The following is a 15,960-nucleotide window of genomic DNA, read 5'->3' on the forward strand; positions in this document are numbered from 1 at the left end:
GCGCGCTGATCCAACTGATAGCGGATGAGGCGCAGTCACGCAATCTATGCTTCTATCTGTGTGCCGACCCGTGTCGCAGACCGTTTTCGCCACGCCATCAGGACGACCATGCACCATTCAACCCACGACCTGCTGTCCCCCGTTCCGGGCATCACCCGCCAGCTGCACAGCTTCCACTTCGGCCCCCGCGGTGGCGGCAAGGTGTATATCCAGGCCTCGCTGCATGCCGACGAGTTGCCGGGCATGCTGGTGGCCTGGCATCTCAAGCGCCGCCTGGCTGAACTGGAACAGCAAGGCCGCCTGCAGCGCGAGATCATCCTGGTACCCGTGGCCAACCCGGTCGGCCTGGAACAGGTGCTGCTGGACGCACCGCTGGGGCGTTTCGAACTGCAAAGCGGTGAGAACTTCAACCGCAACTTCGTCGACCTGTCGGACAGCATCGGCGATCAGATCGAAGAACACCTGACCCAGGACCCGGCGCATAATCTCGCCTTGATCCGCGAGTACCTGCGCCGTGGCCTGGATGCGCACCCTGCACGCACACCGCTGCAAGCCCAGCGCCTGATCCTGCAGCGGCTGGCCTGCGATGCCGACATGGTGCTGGACCTGCATTGCGATTTCGAAGCTGTGGAGCACCTGTACACCACCCCGGACGCCTGGGTGCAGATCGAGCCCCTGGCCCGCTATCTGGGCGCGCAGGCCAGCCTGCTGGCCACCGACTCGGGCGGGCAGTCGTTCGATGAGTGCTTCAGCCTGGTCTGGTGGCAGTTGCAGCAGCGCTTCGGCAAGCGCTTCCCGATTCCGTTGGGCTGCTGCTCGGTGACTGTCGAGTTGCGCGGGCAGGCCGATGTCAGCCATGACCTGGCCAGCAAGGACTGCCAGGCGATCCTCGACTTCCTGACCTACAGCGGGGTCATCGAAGGCGCCCACGCCGCCCTGCCCGCGTTGCGCAGCCCCGCTACCCCACTGGCCGCGGTCGAGCCCGTGGTCGCCCCGTTGGGCGGGCTGCTGGTGTACCACGCCAAGCCTGGGCAAACCCTCGAGGCTGGCCAGCTGATCGCCGAAGTGATCGACCCGCTCAGCGACCGCGTGACTGCCGTGCGCAACGATCAGCCCGGTCTGCTGTATGCGCGCAGCGTACGGCGCATGGCCACCGCCGGCATGGTCATCGCCCATGTGGCCGGTGAGCAGGTATGCCGCAGCGGCTACCTGCTGGCCAATTGATCAGGTAAAACCATTGCATCTGGCCGGTTGTCTGTAGAAACACAGCCCGCCAAGGACGCCATGCCCGATGCCCGCCGCCACCGACCTCGCCAGTGCCTGGTTCGCCAAGCGTGGCTGGAAGCCGTTCGCTTTCCAGCGCCGTGTCTGGGCCGCCGTGGCACGCGGCGAATCTGGCCTGCTGCATGCCAGTACCGGTGCCGGCAAAACCTACGCGGTATGGCTCGCCGCGCTACGCGCCTTCAAGGCCGAAGCCCAGGGGCGACAGGCTGCGCCGTTGCAGGTGCTGTGGGTTACGCCGATGCGTGCCCTGGCCGCTGACACCGCCCGCGCCTTGCAGGCGCCGCTGGACGAGCTCGGCCTGCCCTGGAGCGTGGGCGTGCGCAGCGGCGATACCGGCAGTGCCGAACGTGCCCGCCAAGCGCGACGCCTGCCCAGTGTGCTGGTCACCACCCCCGAAAGCCTGACCCTGCTGCTGACCCGCGCACAGGCCCGCGACGATTTCGCCACGCTGCGCCTGGTGGTGGTGGACGAATGGCACGAACTGCTGGGCAACAAGCGCGGCGTACAACTGCAACTGGCCCTGGCCCGCCTGCGCCGCTGGCACCCTGGCCTGCCGACCTGGGGCCTGTCCGCCACCCTCGGCAACCTTCAGCACGCGCTGGAGGTGTTGCTGCCGCAGGGTGGCCTGCTGGTGCAAGGCAGGCAAGACAAGCCGCTGCTGGTCGATACCCTGCTGCCGGCAGCCATCGAGCGCTTCCCCTGGGCCGGGCACATGGGCCTGAAGATGCTTGAACAGGTCTGCCAGGAAATCGACGCCAGTAGCAGCTGCCTGGTGTTCACCAACACCCGGGCACAGGCCGAACTGTGGTACCAGGCGCTGCTCGACGCACGCCCCGACTGGGCCGGGTTGATCGCCCTGCACCACGCTTCACTGGCCCGCGAGACCCGTGACTGGGTGGAGCGCAGCCTCAAGCAGGGCGGCCTGAAAGCGGTGGTCTGCACCTCCAGCCTGGACCTTGGCGTGGACTTTCTCCCAGTGGAGCGCGTGCTGCAGATTGGCTCGGCCAAGGGTATTGCCCGGCTGATGCAGCGGGCCGGGCGCTCCGGCCACGCGCCAGGGCGGCGCTCGCGGGTTACGTTGGTGCCCACCCACAGCCTGGAACTGGTCGAGGCAGCTGCCGCCAGGCAGGCCCTGGCCGCCGGGCACATCGAGGCGCGGTATTCGCCACGCCTGTGCATGGACGTGCTGGTGCAACACCTGGTCAGCATGGCCCTGGGCAGTGGTTTTCACGCCGAACTGTTGCTCGAGGAAGTGCGCAGCACCTGGGCCTTCCGCGAATTGCGTGACAGCCAGTGGCAATGGGCGCTGGACTTCGTCTGTCATGGCGGCAGCTCGCTCAGCGCCTACCCCGACTACCAGCGGGTCGAGCGCCAGGCCGACGGCATTTACCGGGTCGCCAGCGAACGCTTGGCACGCCGCCACCGCATGAGCATCGGCACCATCGTCAGCGACGCCAGCCTGCAACTCAAGTACTGGAGCAAGGGCGGTGGGGGCAAAGCGCTGGGCAGCGTCGAAGAAGCCTTCATCGCCCGCTTGCGGCCTGGCGATACCTTGCTGTTCGCCGGGCGCGTGCTGGAACTGGTACGCGTGGAAAACATGACCGCCTACGTGCGCCGTAGCAGCGCCCGCAAGGCCGCGGTTGCCCGCTGGAACGGCGGCCGCATGCCGCTCTCCAGCGAACTGGCCGAGGCTCTGGTCGGCCAGCTGGATGCAGCAGCACAAGGGCGTTTCGAGGGCCCGGAAATGCGCGTGGCGCGCCCGCTGCTGGCCTTGCAGGCGCAATGGTCGGCGCTGCCGTCCACCGCCACGTTGCTGGCCGAAACCTTCAAATCCCGCCAGGGCTGGCATCTGTTCCTGTACCCGTTCGCCGGGCGCATGGCCAACCTTGGCCTGGCCAACCTGATTGCCTGGCGGGTGAGCCGCGTGCAGCCGCTGTCGGTCTCGATCGCTGTCAACGACTATGGCTTCGAACTGCTCAGCCCCGGCAACGTGGATTGGGCGATCCACCTGCCGCAGGCACTGGCTACAGAGCACCTGCTCGACGACGTGCTGGCCAGCCTCAACGCGGGTGAAATGGCATTGCGGCGTTTTCGCGAGATCGCCCAGATTGCCGGGCTGGTGTTTGGCGGCTATCCGGCAGCGCAGAAAAGCCTGCGACAGATTCAGGCGTCCAGTGGCCTGTTCTACGAGGTCTTTCGCAAGCATGACGCCGACAACTTGCTGCTGGGCCAGGCGCGAGACGAAGTGTTGAATGAGGAACTGGAGATCGAGCGGCTGCATCGGCAACTGCTGAAAATGGAGCGCCTGCGGCTCGACCTGCGGCTGCTGCAACGGCCGGGGCCGTTGGCGTTTGCCTTGCTGGTGGAGGGCATGCGCGAAACCTTGAGCACCGAGAAACTGGCAGACCGGATTGCACGGATGGTCGCCGAACTGGAAAGCGCAGCGAGTAATACTCAATGACCGACCTATTGGCCATCGAACACTGTGGCCAGCAGCTCTGGCTGCTTTCCGACAAGGCCATCTACTGGCCGGCACGCCGCGCCCTGCTGGTCGCCGACGTGCACATCGGCAAGGCGGCAAGCTATCGCGCCCTGCACCAGCCGGTACCGCGCGGTACCACTGCCGCGACGCTGGCCCGCCTGGATGCCCTGTTGGCCGCGCATGATTGCGAGCAACTGATCGTTCTGGGCGACTTCCTGCATGCACGCGCGGCGCGAGCGCCAGCGACGCTGGCCAGGCTGCAGACCTGGCGCGAACGGCACAAGACCGTGAAGATCGTGCTGATACGCGGCAATCATGATCGTAGCGCCGGCGATCCACCCACTTCTCTTGGCATCGAGGTACTGGACGAACCCTGGCTTCTGGAACCCTTCGCGCTACAGCACGAACCGCATGCTCATCCAACACACCCAGTGCTGGCCGGCCATGTCCACCCGGTCTTCGTCCTGCGCGGCAAGGCGCGACAGCGCCTGCGCCTGCCGTGCTTCATGGTCGACGGCCAGGTCAGCCTGCTGCCGGCGTTCGGCGAGTTCACCGGGGGTTGGGAAATTACGCCTACGGTTACCAGCCGCGTCTACCTGGCCGGTGCAGGGCGCGTCTGGGCGCTTTAGCGGTTCAGGCGACAGGCGCCGGAGGCGGTTCGTCAGGCAGAGTCGGCTCGCCCGGTTCCATGGGCGGTGTTTCGCCCGGCTCCGGCGGCTGTGGCGTATCTGGATCAGGCTGGTGGGGCACGCCCCCCGCCTGCATCGGCAGCGGGTGCGCCAGCAGTGACCAGGACAACAACCCCACATGGTTGGGCTGCAGGACTGCCAGCTTGGCACTGATTGCGGGATGGAGTTTCATTGGCTGCTCCTGACAAGGCCGCTGCGCATCATGCGCATCGGCATTATCCCGTTGGAGTGCCAAAGGCGCGGGTAATTCCCCGCGCTTGTCGGCTCAGGTACGCGGCAGGGTGACGCCGCGCTGGCCCTGGTACTTGCCGCCACGGTCCTTGTACGACACTTCACATTCTTCGTCGGACTGCAGGAACAGCATCTGCGCCACCCCTTCGTTGGCGTAGATCTTGGCCGGCAACGTGGTGGTGTTGGAGAACTCCAGTGTCACGTGGCCTTCCCATTCGGGTTCGAGCGGGGTGACGTTGACGATGATGCCGCAACGGGCATAGGTGCTCTTGCCCAGGCAGATGGTCAGCACGTCACGCGGAATGCGGAAGTACTCGACGGTGCGCGCCAGGGCGAAGGAGTTCGGCGGGATGATGCAGACGTCGCTCTTGATGTCGACGAAACTACCGGCATCGAAGTTCTTCGGGTCGACGGTGGCCGAGTTGATGTTGGTGAACACCTTGAATTCGTCGGCGCAGCGCACGTCGTAGCCGTAGCTGGAGACGCCGAAGGAAATTACCCGGTTGTCCTGCTCGCCGCGCACCTGGCGCTCGACGAACGGTTCGATCATGCCGTGTTCCTGCGCCATGCGGCGAATCCACTTGTCCGATTTGATGCTCATGGCGGGATGTCCTAGAAGAGTTGCGAGGGGAAAAACCAGACGCGCATCTTACCGGTCCCCGCGCCCAGGTTAAAGTTCCATGCCTCATCCCGCGCCGGGCGGGGGTTTGCGCCGCCGTCGATCCGAATTCGCCTAAAGCGCCTTCTGACCATTGGCAGGTTGCGGAAAGTGGGGTAAGGTGACGCCACTGTGCTGCACGTGACACCGAGAATCTCTAGTTTGATGCACGATCCTGATCGGCCCATCGCTGAATTTTCTGCTCTCTTTGCGCTCAGTCCCGGGCAGGGTTTTTCCTGACCGTTATCAAATTGTCCAAGGAGACAGAAAAATGTCCAACCGTCAATCCGGTGTTGTTAAGTGGTTCAACGATGAGAAAGGCTACGGCTTCATCACCCCTCAGTCGGGCGATGACCTGTTCGTGCACTTCAAAGCCATCCAAGCTGACGGCTTCAAAACCCTGAAAGAAGGCCAGGCTGTTACTTTCGTCGCTACCCGCGGCCAGAAAGGCATGCAGGCTGAAGAAGTTCAGATCGCCTAAGTCGATCGAGCTTTTTAGCTTTCAGAAAAACCCGCCTTCCGGCGGGTTTTTTTATGCCTGATGGGTTGAGCCTCGTAGCGCCTGGGAGAGCGAGCGCCGCGCGGGCGGCGCTCGCTCTCCCAGGCGCTACGAGGCTCAAGCCAACATCAATCCTCGCTGATGGTAATGCTCGGCATTGCCGGTGCAGCCGCTTCCTGCAGCACGATCCGCGCCCCGACCTGGCGCGCCAGCTCCTGATAGACCATGGCGATCTGGCTTTCCGGCTCGGCGATGGCGGTCGGCTTGCCATTGTCGGCCTGTTCACGGATAAGCATCGACAGCGGCAACGAGGCCAGCAGGTCGACACCATACTGGCTCGCCAGCTTTTCGCCACCGCCTTCACCGAACAGGTGCTCGGCATGGCCGCAGTTCGAGCAGATGTGCACGGCCATGTTTTCCACCACGCCCAGTACCGGGATGTTGACCTTGCGGAACATCTCCACGCCCTTCCTGGCATCCAGCAAGGCCAGGTCCTGCGGCGTAGTGACGATGACCGAGCCTGCCACCGGCACCTTCTGCGCCAGGGTCAGCTGGATATCACCGGTACCCGGCGGCATGTCGATCACCAGGTAGTCCAGGTCGTCCCAGGCAGTCTGGGTCACCAGTTGCAGCAGCGCACCGGAAACCATCGGCCCGCGCCAGACCATCGGCGTGTTGTCGTCGGTGAGAAAGGCCATGGACATCACTTCCACGCCATGCGCCTTGATCGGCACGAACCACTTCTGGTCACGGATCTGCGGGCGGGTCCCTTCGGCGATACCGAACATCACGCCCTGGCTGGGGCCGTAGATATCGGCATCGAGAATACCCACCCGAGCACCTTCGCGGGCCAGGGCCAGGGCCAGGTTGGCCGCGGTGGTCGACTTGCCCACCCCGCCCTTGCCCGAGGCCACGGCGATGATGTTCTTGACGTTGGCCATGGCCGGCACCTGGGCCTGGGCCTTGTGCGCGGCGACCACGCAATCGATCGACACCTGGACACTGCTGACGCCCGCGAGGTTGCCGATGGCGGTCTGCAGCACCTGGGCCCAGCCGTTCTTGAACAGCCCTGCGGCATAACCCAGCTGCAACTGCACGCTGACCTGGCCGCCCTGGATATCGATGGCGCGCACGCAGCCGGCGCTGACCGGATCCTGGTTCAGATAGGGGTCGGTGTACTGGCGAAGCACGCCTTCGACGGCGGCACGGGTGACGGCACTCATGGAGACTCCCATTGGCAAACTGAATGTAAAACAGGCGCCTATCCTAACCCGTCAATCGTCAGCAGATGTGCATGCGGGGTGAAATATCTTCGCCAGCCCTTTATAGTGGCCGATCAACCTCATTTTTACTCCGTCGCCAGATAAGTAGCCGAGCCACCATGTCCGAGCCACGTCAGATTCTCGTCACCAGCGCCTTGCCCTATGCCAACGGATCGATCCACCTTGGCCATATGCTCGAGTACATCCAGACAGACATGTGGGTCCGCTTCCAGAAGCTGCGCGGCAACCAGTGCATCTATGTCTGCGCCGACGACGCCCACGGTTCGGCCATCATGCTGCGCGCCGAGAAGGAAGGCATCACCCCGGAGCAGCTAATCGCCAACGTCCAGGCCGAACACAGCAGCGACTTTGCCGACTTCCTGGTGGACTTCGATAACTTCCACTCCACCCACAGCGAAGAGAACCGCGAGCTGTCGAGCCTGATCTACACGCGCCTGCGTGAAGCCGGGCACATCGCCACCCGTTCGGTGACCCAGTACTTCGACCCGGAAAAGGGCATGTTCCTCGCCGACCGGTTCATCAAGGGCACCTGCCCCAAGTGCGCCGCCGAAGACCAGTACGGCGACAACTGCGAAAAATGCGGCGCCACCTATGCGCCCACCGAACTGAAGAACCCCAAGTCGGCCATTTCCGGTGCCACCCCGGTACTGCGTGATTCCCAGCACTTCTTCTTCAAGCTGCCGGACTTCCAGGCCATGCTGCAGCAGTGGACCCGCAGCGGCACGCTGCAGGATGCGGTGGCCAACAAGCTGGCCGAATGGCTGGACTCGGGCCTGCAGGAGTGGGACATCTCCCGCGATGCGCCGTATTTCGGCTTCGAGATCCCGGGCGAGCCCGGCAAATACTTTTACGTATGGCTGGATGCACCGATCGGCTACATGGCCAGCTTCAAGAACCTCTGCGCACGCCGCCCGGAGCTGGACTTCGATGCCTTCTGGAACGAGGGCTCCAAGGCCGAGCTGTACCACTTCATCGGCAAGGACATCGTCAACTTCCACGCCCTGTTCTGGCCGGCCATGCTCGAAGGCGCCGGCTTCCGCAAGCCGACTGCGGTCAATGTCCACGGCTACCTGACCGTGAACGGCGCCAAGATGTCCAAGTCGCGTGGCACCTTCATCAAGGCCCGCACCTACCTCGACCACCTGCAGCCCGAATACCTGCGTTACTACTACGCGGCCAAACTGGGCCGTGGCGTCGATGACCTGGACCTGAACCTGGAAGACTTCGTGCAGAAGGTCAACTCCGACCTGGTCGGCAAGGTGGTCAACATCGCCAGCCGCTGCGCCGGTTTCATTCACAAGGGCAATGCAGGCGTGATGGTTGCTGGCGATGCCGCACCCGAGCTGAGCGAAGCCTTCCTGGCGGCCGCCCCGTCGATCGCCGAGGCCTATGAAGGCCGCGACTTCGGCCGTGCCATGCGCGAGATCATGGCACTGGCTGACCGCGCCAACGCCTGGATCGCCGACAAGGCGCCGTGGTCGCTGGCCAAACAGGAAGGCAAGCAGGATGAAGTGCAGGCCATCTGCGCCCAGGGCATCAACCTGTTCCGCCAACTGGTGATCTTCCTCAAGCCGGTGCTGCCAGTGCTGGCTGCCGACGCCGAAGCCTTCCTCAACGTGGCCCCGTTGACCTGGAACGACCACCAGTCGCGCCTGGAAAACCACCAGCTGAACCCGTTCAAAGCGCTGATGAGCCGCATCGAGCCAGCCAAGGTCGAAGCCATGGTCGCCGCCAGCAAGGAAGACCTGTTGGCCGCCGAAGCCAAGGCCCCGGTCGGCAACGGCGAGCTGGCCAAGGACCCACTGTCGGCGGAAATCGAATTCGATACCTTCGCAGCCGTCGACCTGCGCGTAGCCCTTATCGTCAAGGCCGAAGCCGTACCGGGTGCCGACAAGCTGCTGCAACTGACCCTGGACATCGGCGACGAGCGCCGCAACGTGTTCTCGGGCATCAAGTCGGCCTACCCTGACCCGTCCAAGCTGGAAGGTCGCCTGACCATGATGGTGGCCAACCTCAAACCGCGGAAGATGCGCTTCGGCGTCTCCGAGGGCATGGTCATGGCGGCAGGCCCTGGCGGTGAAGAGATCTACCTGCTGAGCCCGGACAGCGGCGCCAAGCCAGGCCAGCGCATCAAGTAACCGGACGTGCCGGGGGGCTGCTGCGCAGCCCATCGCGACCCAGGGCCGCCCCTCCAGAAGATCACGTGTCCCTGTAGGAGCGGTCTTGTGTCGCAATGGGCCGCAAGGCGGCCCCACACTCTCTTCCAAACCCGGACAATCGCCGCGATTCCCGGCTATCGTCATGTCATGAGCGATTACCTTCTGGTCCTGATCAGTGCCGCGCTGGTCAATCACCTATGCTTGTCACCACCGCCGGGCCCCAGGCTGCACCTGCATGTGCATGGCCTTGCCTGCGCGCTATGCATCGCACTGGGAGTGGTCGGCGCAAGGCTCGCGATGCCCCTGCTGGGCGAAGGTCTTGAGCTGTTCCTGCTGTTGCCCTGGCTGGCACTGCTCGCCTGGGGTGTGCCGTGGCTGCTGGCACGCTGGCAACCCGCCTGGCCAGTGGCGCAACTGCCCGCGCTACTACTGAGCAACGCGGCGGTGCTCGGGTTGGCCCTGCAACAGGCAAGCGACGAAGACACCGGGTTCGCCACCTTGCTGCAAGGGCTGCTGGCCGGCGCCAGCTTCTGGCTGGCGCTGGTCTTGTTCGCCGACCTGCGCCAGCGCTGCAGCCACGCCGACATCCCTGGCGTTCTGCGCGGCCTGCCGATCGAGTTGCTCGGTGCCGGGGTGATGGCCATGGCATTTTCCGGCTTCAACGGATTGTTCAGCCAATGAGCGCCAAGCCCGACCCGCGGCTGCGCACCAGCATGGGCCTGGTGTTGCTGGCCTGCGTACCCGGCTTGCTGGTCTTGTCATGGCTACATGGCTGGGGGTTGCTGCTGAACCTGTTGCTGTGCGCCAGTGCCGCAATGCTGTGCGAAGCCCTGTTGCTGCGGTTGCGCGGGCAAGCGCCGAGCCCCGCGCTGAACGACGGCAGCGCCCTGGTAACTGCCGTACTGTTGGCCGCCGCACTGCCCACCCAGGCGCCCTGGTGGCTACCGGTGACCGCCGCCAGCATTGCCATCGGTATCGGCAAGCAGGCCTTCGGCGGGGTCGGGCGCAACCTGTTCAATCCGGCCATGGTCGGTTATGTCTTCGTGCTGCTGAGCTTCCCGTTGCAAATGAACCATTGGCCCGAGCCGGCACCCGGCCTGCTCGACAGCCTGCAACAAGTCTTCGCCGGCGGCGAACAGATCGATGCCTGGGCCCGGCCGACACTGCTCGATGGCCTGCGCCACAATCGCAGCCTGACCATCGATGAGCTGTTCGCCAGCCACCCGGGCTTTGGCAGCATCGGCGGGCGTGGCAGCGAATGGGTGAACCTGGCGTTCCTGTTCGGCGGCCTGTTCCTGCTGCAGCGCAAGGTAATCAGCTGGCATGCGCCGGCTGGCTTGCTCGCAGGCCTGCTGCTTTTCAGCCTGCTGGGCTGGAACGGATCGGGCTCGGACTCCAACGGCTCGCCCTTGCTGCACCTGTTTTCCGGCTCGACCATGATGGCCGCCTTCTTCATCGCCACCGAACCGGTGTCCGGCCCCCGGCATGAGTGGGCCAGGCTGCTGTTCGGCGTGGGTGCGGGTTTGCTGATCTACCTGATCCGCACCTGGGGCAGCTATCCGGATGGCACGGCGTTCGCCATCCTGCTGATGAACCTCCTGGCGCCGAGCCTTGAGCGCCTGGCGGCGCAGCGCCAGCAGGTTGCCCGATGAATCGCCTGGTTCGCGATACAGCACTGTTGCTGGTGATTGCAGCACTGGCCTTGTCGGCCACCCTGGCCTGGCGGCATTGGACAAGTCCGGTCATCGCCGATGCAGCGAAACAGCTGCAAGGTCGTCAACGGCTGGCGGTGTTGCCTGACGGCAGCTACGACAACCAGCCACTGGACAATCCACTGTCCAGGCCCGCCGCACAGCGAGCAAACAGCCGCATCCTGGCGGCTTACCGGGCCACGCTGGCGGGAAAACCGGCCGCCATCATTCTGGTTACCCAGACCCAAGGCTATGCCGGCCCGATCGTGCTGAGCGTCGCTATCAGCACAGACGGTCGGCTGATCGGCAGCCAGGTACTCGAACAACAGGAAAGCCCCGGGCTGGGAGCACGCCTGGGGGACCCACAGGTGAACTGGTTAGGGCAATTTGCCAGTCGACAGCTGGGCGACCATTGGGCGCTGAAACGTGACCAGGGCGACTTCGACCAGTTGGCCGGCGCCACCGTGACCTCACGCGCAGTGATCAGCGCACTGCAAGAAGCGCTCGGTTATTTCGACGAGCAGCGCAACGTGCTGCTGGAGGGCACCCAGGATGAATAGGTTCCATCTGCTTGGCACAAGCCTGGTGCCGCTGCTGGGCGCCACCCGGACACTGAGCGAAGGCGCTACCATCGGTGTGTGCGCGGTGTTGATGAGCGGCCTGCACCAGTTGCTGCTAGCGCCTCTGCGCCACAGGCTTGCCGGGTGGGCGCTCATGCTGGCCAGCCTGCTGTTGCTGGCGGCGCTGGCCAGTTGCCTGCAACTGGCGCTGCGTGCCTGGCTGCTACCGCTGGCACTCGCCCTCGGCCACTACCCCGCGTTGCTGTGCGTGCAATGCCTGGCCACCGACCACTTGCTGCCCATCCAAGGGCGCTGGCGTCTGCTTGCCAGGTACCTTGCCGCATTGCTTGCCAGCTGCCTGTTGCTCGGTGCCAGCCGGCAATGGCTGGCGGAGATTGCCGGCCTGCACCTGGCCAACCTGGCCCCCGGCGCCCTGATACTGCTCGGACTGCTGTGGGCCTTGTACAATCGCCTGCATACGGGCCCTGCCCACCCACGTCGTCAAGGAACGCCCTGATTTCATGAATGCCGCCAAACGCCTGGAGATCTTTCGCAGGCTGCACGAAGACAACCCCGAGCCGAAGACCGAACTGGCCTACTCCACCCCGTTCGAACTGCTGGTCGCCGTGACCCTGTCCGCGCAAGCCACCGACGTGGGCGTCAACAAGGCCACTGCCCGCCTGTTTCCGGTCGCCAACACCCCCGAAGCCATCCATGCCCTGGGCGTCGAAGGCCTGAGCGAGTACATCAAGACCATCGGCCTGTATAACAGCAAGGCGAAAAACGTCATCGAGGCCTGTCGGCTGCTGATCGAGCGCCATGGCGGCCAGGTACCGCAGACCCGCGAAGCGCTGGAGGCGTTGCCTGGCGTAGGCCGCAAGACCGCCAACGTGGTGCTGAACACCGCGTTTCGCCAACCGACCATGGCGGTGGATACCCATATCTTCAGGGTCAGCAACCGCACAGGCATCGCGCCAGGCAAGACGGTGCTGGAAGTGGAGAAAAAGCTGATCAAGTTCGTCCCCAAGGAGTACCTGCTCGACGCCCACCACTGGTTGATCCTGCACGGGCGCTATGTGTGCCAGGCCCGTAAACCAAGGTGCGGCAGCTGCCGCATCGAAGATCTGTGCGAGTACAAGCACAAGACTTCAAACGATTGAGTCAATAGACAAAAACCACGCGCAGCGATTGAAAAAATCTTTTTTACCAGAGTCTGCTTTCTGGTTATAAGGACGGCCAATGGCCCCTTGGCTTGGAGCGACTCATGAGTAGCGATAAAGACGACCTGTCGATCGAAGATGATTTTGTTGCCGCAGAGGATGAAGCGGAACCCCCGGTGGAAATCGCAAAGACCAACCTCAGCAAACGCCGCACCATTGACAACATGCTGGAAGAAAGGCGCCTGCAGAAACAGCTGGCCGATTTCGACTACGACCTGTAGGCGCAAGGCCTGCAACGCTGGCAAAGCCTCCGGGCTGGAGGCTTTGCGGCCTGGCGCTCAGTTCAGCCCATGACGCTGCGCCAGCTCGATCAGATCGACCAGCGACCGTGCATTGAGCTTGAGCAACAGGCGTGATTTGTAGGTACTGACCGTCTTGTTGCTGAGGAACATGCTGTCGGCAATCTCCTTGTTCGAACGCCCTCTCGCCAGCTGTTGCAACACCGTCATCTCGCGTGCCGAGAGGCGGTTGACCATATCCGTCTCGCTCCCTCCTCCCTTGCCACGTGACGCATGCAGGGCCTGGTTGGGGAAATAGCTGTAGCCCGACAACACGGCCTTGATGGCGCTCAGCAGTTCGGTGAGCTCCTGCTGCTTGCACACATACCCTGCAGCCCCTGCCTGCATGCAACGCATCGAGAAATTGCCGGGCGCCTGCGACGTCAGTACCAGCACTTTGCTGCCAGGGCTGAAGGTGGTCATGCGGGCGATGACCTCCAGCCCGTCCAGTTTCGGGATGCCGATATCCAGCACCACGATATCCGGCAGGTGCTGGCGAGTCAGCTGCAGCGCAGCCACGCCGTTGTCGGTCTCCGCCACGACGTCATAACCATGCCGCTCCATCAGCATGCGCACGGCCAGGCGTATGACCGGATGATCATCCACGATGAGCACTTTATTCATGCGATATCCATTCATTGTTCTGCTTTGGCACGCCACGATAACCGACAGAACGCGGGATGGCGCGACGATTTGCCGAAGAAACAGATGAACAGATGAAACCTACAATACTTACAGAAATTTCCTACACATAACTACTACGCCTGTAACAACAAACTTCCTGAATAAGGAAGTAAATACTATTCCCCGTCTTTCAACACCCCATTCAAGGCCACTCTTCCCGTTGAGAAGTTTCAACCCGGGCCATTGAAAAATCCTCGTCGCCGCACCGGACAGCGATGATTCGTCGCCGGGGAAACAGTCCAGTCTTCAGTTGAGCAGCACAGTAAGGCAACAATGGGTGAAAACGCCGGAGACAGCCCTCATGCCCGAAAGACAACCTGTCGCCCCGCTGACGATCATTGCCATCTTCGCGGGCATCATCGAATCCTCCGCACTTGCTACCTTGCCGTTTCTCAGCGAAGCCAGCCAGAATCTCTATACTTGGTTCCTGGTTGGGTTTCCGTTCTTTCTGACAGCATTGTTTTTTCTGACACTCAACTTCAACTACAAGTCGTTCTACAACCCGTCATCGGATAACACGGCAAGCGACACTCCCCCGACCCCAGGTACCAAGAGCACGCCAAGCGCGCCCCGCAAGCTCAGCGAGGCCGTACATGGCGAACCTGTCACGATCATGTTTTCCGGGCCCGATGCTTGTCAGTTGATGGAACAGCAACTCCTGCTGGCACTGGCCCAACCGCTGCAAACGCCCAGGACATGGCGCTTTTGCAACCTGGATAAACGCCAATGTGCACAGTTGTCGGTCAGCCCGCTGGAAGAAGATGCCGCATCCCGAGGCGGATGAGCGCTGCAGGTTTGCAGCAAGCAAAAAAAACCCCGGCCGGGCCGGGGTTTCCATGGCATGCGCCAGCAATCAGAGCAGCGAACGGCCCTTGTTGGCGGCAATGCGCATCCGCAGTGCGTTGAGCTTGATGAAGCCGGCAGCGTCCGCCTGGTTGTAGGCGCCGCCATCTTCCTCGAAGGTGGCGATGTTGGCGTCGAACAGCGAGTCGTCCGACTTGCGGCCGACCACGGTGACATTGCCTTTGTACAGCTTCAGACGCACCACGCCGTTCACGTTGACCTGCGAAGCGTCGATCATCTGCTGCAGCATCAGGCGCTCCGGGCTCCACCAGTAACCGGTGTAGATCAGGCTGGCATACTTCGGCATCAGCTCATCCTTCAGGTGAGCGACTTCGCGGTCCAGGGTGATCGACTCGATGGCACGGTGAGCCTTGAGCATGATGGTGCCGCCAGGGGTTTCGTAGCAACCACGCGACTTCATGCCGACGTAACGGTTCTCGACGATGTCGAGACGGCCGATGCCATTGGCACCACCGATACGGTTCAGGTCGGCCAGCACGGTGGCCGGGGTCTTCTCGACGCCGTCGATGGCAACGATGTCACCGTTGCGGTAGGTCAGCTCGATGTAGGTGGCCTGGTCCGGGGCGTTCTCGGGCGAGACGCTCCAGCGCCACATGTCTTCTTCGTGCTCGGTCCAGGTATCTTCCAGGACACCGCCTTCGTAGGAGATGTGCAGCAGGTTGGCGTCCATCGAGTATGGCGACTTCTTCTTGCCGTGACGCTCGATCGGAATACCATGCTTCTCGGCATAGTCCATCAGCTTTTCGCGGGACAGCAGGTCCCACTCGCGCCATGGAGCGATGACCTTGACGCCTGGTTTCAGGGCATACGCACCCAGCTCGAAACGCACCTGGTCGTTACCCTTGCCGGTGGCGCCGTGGGAAATGGCGTCAGCGCCGGTTTCGTTGGCGATTTCGATCAGGCGCTTGGCGATCAGCGGACGTGCGATGGAGGTACCCAGCAGGTACTCACCTTCGTAGACGGTGTTGGCGCGGAACATCGGGAACACGAAATCACGCACGAACTCTTCGCGCAGGTCGTCGATGTAGATCTCTTTAACGCCCATTGCCTGGGCCTTGGCGCGGGCCGGCTCGACCTCTTCGCCCTGCCCGAGGTCAGCGGTGAAGGTCACCACTTCGCAGTTGTAGGTATCCTGCAGCCACTTGAGAATCACCGAAGTATCAAGGCCGCCGGAATACGCCAGTACGACCTTTTTTACGTCCGCCATGCCATCACTCCACGGGGTTGTACGGAAAGGCGTCGATTCTAACGGCGTTGCAAATAAATTTACAGTGGGGCGACAGCTTCTGACGACAAAGCGACAGGAACTGTCGGAAGGGCGACGGCGATTGCCAAAGGGCACGCCCTGGCATCTTTGGTGCCTATGAGATCGAGCGCC

General features: G+C 63.1%; 17 protein-coding genes. 12 read left to right on the forward strand and 5 right to left on the reverse strand.

Annotation, left to right across the window (positions count from 1 at the left end):
- Positions 1-108 precede the first annotated feature (108 nt).
- The 3 genes from HU763_RS18985 (at position 109) to pdeM (ending at position 4,395) form a co-directional block, all read left to right on the forward strand.
- Positions 109-1,224: a succinylglutamate desuccinylase/aspartoacylase family protein gene (locus HU763_RS18985; RefSeq protein ID WP_170031876.1), complete on the forward strand. Its 1,116-nt coding sequence runs from the start codon at positions 109-111 to the stop codon at positions 1,222-1,224.
- Between the two features lie 67 nt (positions 1,225-1,291).
- Positions 1,292-3,745, forward strand: coding sequence for a ligase-associated DNA damage response DEXH box helicase (locus HU763_RS18990; protein ID WP_186685095.1), 2,454 nt, complete (start codon positions 1,292-1,294; stop codon positions 3,743-3,745).
- Entirely contained in the window at positions 3,742-4,395 is a 654-nt protein-coding gene (gene pdeM / locus HU763_RS18995) for a ligase-associated DNA damage response endonuclease PdeM (RefSeq protein WP_186685097.1), read from the forward strand. The genes HU763_RS18990 and pdeM overlap by 4 nt, the downstream gene beginning before the upstream one ends.
- Positions 4,396-4,399: 4 nt before the next feature.
- On the opposite strand, the gene HU763_RS19000 is transcribed toward pdeM, so the two are convergent.
- Both HU763_RS19000 and dcd read right to left on the reverse strand, forming a co-directional pair.
- On the reverse strand, positions 4,400-4,627 hold the full coding sequence (locus HU763_RS19000) for a hypothetical protein (RefSeq protein WP_186677747.1): 228 nt from the start codon (positions 4,625-4,627) through the stop codon (positions 4,400-4,402).
- Between the two features lie 93 nt (positions 4,628-4,720).
- Positions 4,721-5,287 carry a dCTP deaminase gene (gene dcd, locus HU763_RS19005; protein WP_003254920.1) on the reverse strand — a complete coding sequence of 189 codons (567 nt, stop codon included), beginning with the start codon at positions 5,285-5,287 and terminating at the stop codon, positions 4,721-4,723.
- A 328-nt stretch (positions 5,288-5,615) separates the two neighbouring features.
- On the opposite strand from dcd, the gene HU763_RS19010 reads away from it, so the two are divergent.
- Positions 5,616-5,825, forward strand: coding sequence for a cold-shock protein (locus HU763_RS19010; RefSeq protein WP_003254922.1), 210 nt, complete (start codon positions 5,616-5,618; stop codon positions 5,823-5,825).
- A gap of 146 nt (positions 5,826-5,971) precedes the next feature.
- Here HU763_RS19010 and apbC read toward each other — a convergent pair whose 3' ends face one another.
- Positions 5,972-7,066, reverse strand: coding sequence for an iron-sulfur cluster carrier protein ApbC (gene apbC, locus HU763_RS19015; protein ID WP_186685099.1), 1,095 nt, complete (start codon positions 7,064-7,066; stop codon positions 5,972-5,974).
- A gap of 158 nt (positions 7,067-7,224) precedes the next feature.
- On the opposite strand from apbC, the gene metG reads away from it, so the two are divergent.
- From metG to HU763_RS19050, 7 genes are all read left to right on the forward strand, one after another.
- Positions 7,225-9,264: a methionine--tRNA ligase gene (gene metG, locus HU763_RS19020; protein ID WP_170031891.1), complete on the forward strand. Its 2,040-nt coding sequence runs from the start codon at positions 7,225-7,227 to the stop codon at positions 9,262-9,264.
- Between the two features lie 168 nt (positions 9,265-9,432).
- Positions 9,433-9,966 (forward strand): Rnf-Nqr domain containing protein, encoded by a 534-nt coding sequence (locus HU763_RS19025; RefSeq protein WP_186685101.1) that lies wholly within the window; start codon positions 9,433-9,435, stop codon positions 9,964-9,966.
- A complete protein-coding gene (locus HU763_RS19030) occupies positions 9,963-10,937 on the forward strand; it encodes an RnfABCDGE type electron transport complex subunit D (RefSeq protein WP_186685103.1) in 975 nt (324 codons plus the stop codon). Before HU763_RS19025 ends, HU763_RS19030 begins: the two co-directional genes overlap by 4 nt.
- Positions 10,934-11,536 (forward strand): RnfABCDGE type electron transport complex subunit G, encoded by a 603-nt coding sequence (locus HU763_RS19035; protein WP_186685105.1) that lies wholly within the window; start codon positions 10,934-10,936, stop codon positions 11,534-11,536. The genes HU763_RS19030 and HU763_RS19035 overlap by 4 nt, the downstream gene beginning before the upstream one ends.
- A complete protein-coding gene (locus HU763_RS19040) occupies positions 11,529-12,053 on the forward strand; it encodes an Rnf-Nqr domain containing protein (protein ID WP_186685107.1) in 525 nt (174 codons plus the stop codon). The genes HU763_RS19035 and HU763_RS19040 overlap by 8 nt, the downstream gene beginning before the upstream one ends.
- Before the next feature lie 4 nt (positions 12,054-12,057).
- The gene (gene nth / locus HU763_RS19045; RefSeq protein ID WP_186685109.1) at positions 12,058-12,696 is read left to right on the forward strand and encodes an endonuclease III; all 639 of its coding nucleotides are present in this window, start codon (positions 12,058-12,060) and stop codon (positions 12,694-12,696) included.
- Between the two features lie 104 nt (positions 12,697-12,800).
- Positions 12,801-12,977 carry a PA3496 family putative envelope integrity protein gene (locus HU763_RS19050; protein WP_170031908.1) on the forward strand — a complete coding sequence of 59 codons (177 nt, stop codon included), beginning with the start codon at positions 12,801-12,803 and terminating at the stop codon, positions 12,975-12,977.
- Positions 12,978-13,034: 57 nt separating this feature from the next.
- On the opposite strand, the gene HU763_RS19055 is transcribed toward HU763_RS19050, so the two are convergent.
- Positions 13,035-13,658, reverse strand: a complete 624-nt coding sequence (locus HU763_RS19055) for a response regulator transcription factor (RefSeq protein ID WP_186685111.1) — start codon at positions 13,656-13,658, stop codon at positions 13,035-13,037.
- Positions 13,659-14,019: 361 nt separating this feature from the next.
- Here HU763_RS19055 and HU763_RS19060 point away from each other — a divergent pair, with 361 nt between their 5' ends.
- Positions 14,020-14,502 (forward strand): hypothetical protein, encoded by a 483-nt coding sequence (locus HU763_RS19060; RefSeq protein WP_186685113.1) that lies wholly within the window; start codon positions 14,020-14,022, stop codon positions 14,500-14,502.
- A 69-nt stretch (positions 14,503-14,571) separates the two neighbouring features.
- Here HU763_RS19060 and HU763_RS19065 read toward each other — a convergent pair whose 3' ends face one another.
- Positions 14,572-15,789 carry an argininosuccinate synthase gene (locus HU763_RS19065; protein WP_013973956.1) on the reverse strand — a complete coding sequence of 406 codons (1,218 nt, stop codon included), beginning with the start codon at positions 15,787-15,789 and terminating at the stop codon, positions 14,572-14,574.
- Positions 15,790-15,960: the final 171 nt, after the last annotated feature.

Source organism: Pseudomonas anuradhapurensis, assembly GCF_014269225.2.
In the GTDB taxonomy this organism is placed as follows: domain Bacteria; phylum Pseudomonadota; class Gammaproteobacteria; order Pseudomonadales; family Pseudomonadaceae; genus Aquipseudomonas; species Aquipseudomonas anuradhapurensis.

Excerpts from the sequence above, each read along its gene's own strand:
- HU763_RS18985 (WP_170031876.1), top strand. The coding sequence starts at position 109 with ATGCACCATTCAACCCACGACCTGCTGTCCCCCGTTCCGGGCATCACC.
- HU763_RS18990 (WP_186685095.1), top strand. The coding sequence starts at position 1,292 with ATGCCCGCCGCCACCGACCTCGCCAGTGCCTGGTTCGCCAAGCGTGGC.
- pdeM (WP_186685097.1), top strand. The coding sequence starts at position 3,742 with ATGACCGACCTATTGGCCATCGAACACTGTGGCCAGCAGCTCTGGCTG.
- HU763_RS19000 (WP_186677747.1), bottom strand. The coding sequence starts at position 4,627 with ATGAAACTCCATCCCGCAATCAGTGCCAAGCTGGCAGTCCTGCAGCCC.
- dcd (WP_003254920.1), bottom strand. The coding sequence starts at position 5,287 with ATGAGCATCAAATCGGACAAGTGGATTCGCCGCATGGCGCAGGAACAC.
- HU763_RS19010 (WP_003254922.1), top strand. The coding sequence starts at position 5,616 with ATGTCCAACCGTCAATCCGGTGTTGTTAAGTGGTTCAACGATGAGAAA.
- apbC (WP_186685099.1), bottom strand. The coding sequence starts at position 7,066 with ATGAGTGCCGTCACCCGTGCCGCCGTCGAAGGCGTGCTTCGCCAGTAC.
- metG (WP_170031891.1), top strand. The coding sequence starts at position 7,225 with ATGTCCGAGCCACGTCAGATTCTCGTCACCAGCGCCTTGCCCTATGCC.
- HU763_RS19025 (WP_186685101.1), top strand. The coding sequence starts at position 9,433 with ATGAGCGATTACCTTCTGGTCCTGATCAGTGCCGCGCTGGTCAATCAC.
- HU763_RS19030 (WP_186685103.1), top strand. The coding sequence starts at position 9,963 with ATGAGCGCCAAGCCCGACCCGCGGCTGCGCACCAGCATGGGCCTGGTG.
- HU763_RS19035 (WP_186685105.1), top strand. The coding sequence starts at position 10,934 with ATGAATCGCCTGGTTCGCGATACAGCACTGTTGCTGGTGATTGCAGCA.
- HU763_RS19040 (WP_186685107.1), top strand. The coding sequence starts at position 11,529 with ATGAATAGGTTCCATCTGCTTGGCACAAGCCTGGTGCCGCTGCTGGGC.
- nth (WP_186685109.1), top strand. The coding sequence starts at position 12,058 with ATGAATGCCGCCAAACGCCTGGAGATCTTTCGCAGGCTGCACGAAGAC.
- HU763_RS19050 (WP_170031908.1), top strand. The coding sequence starts at position 12,801 with ATGAGTAGCGATAAAGACGACCTGTCGATCGAAGATGATTTTGTTGCC.
- HU763_RS19055 (WP_186685111.1), bottom strand. The coding sequence starts at position 13,658 with ATGAATAAAGTGCTCATCGTGGATGATCATCCGGTCATACGCCTGGCC.
- HU763_RS19060 (WP_186685113.1), top strand. The coding sequence starts at position 14,020 with ATGCCCGAAAGACAACCTGTCGCCCCGCTGACGATCATTGCCATCTTC.
- HU763_RS19065 (WP_013973956.1), bottom strand. The coding sequence starts at position 15,789 with ATGGCGGACGTAAAAAAGGTCGTACTGGCGTATTCCGGCGGCCTTGAT.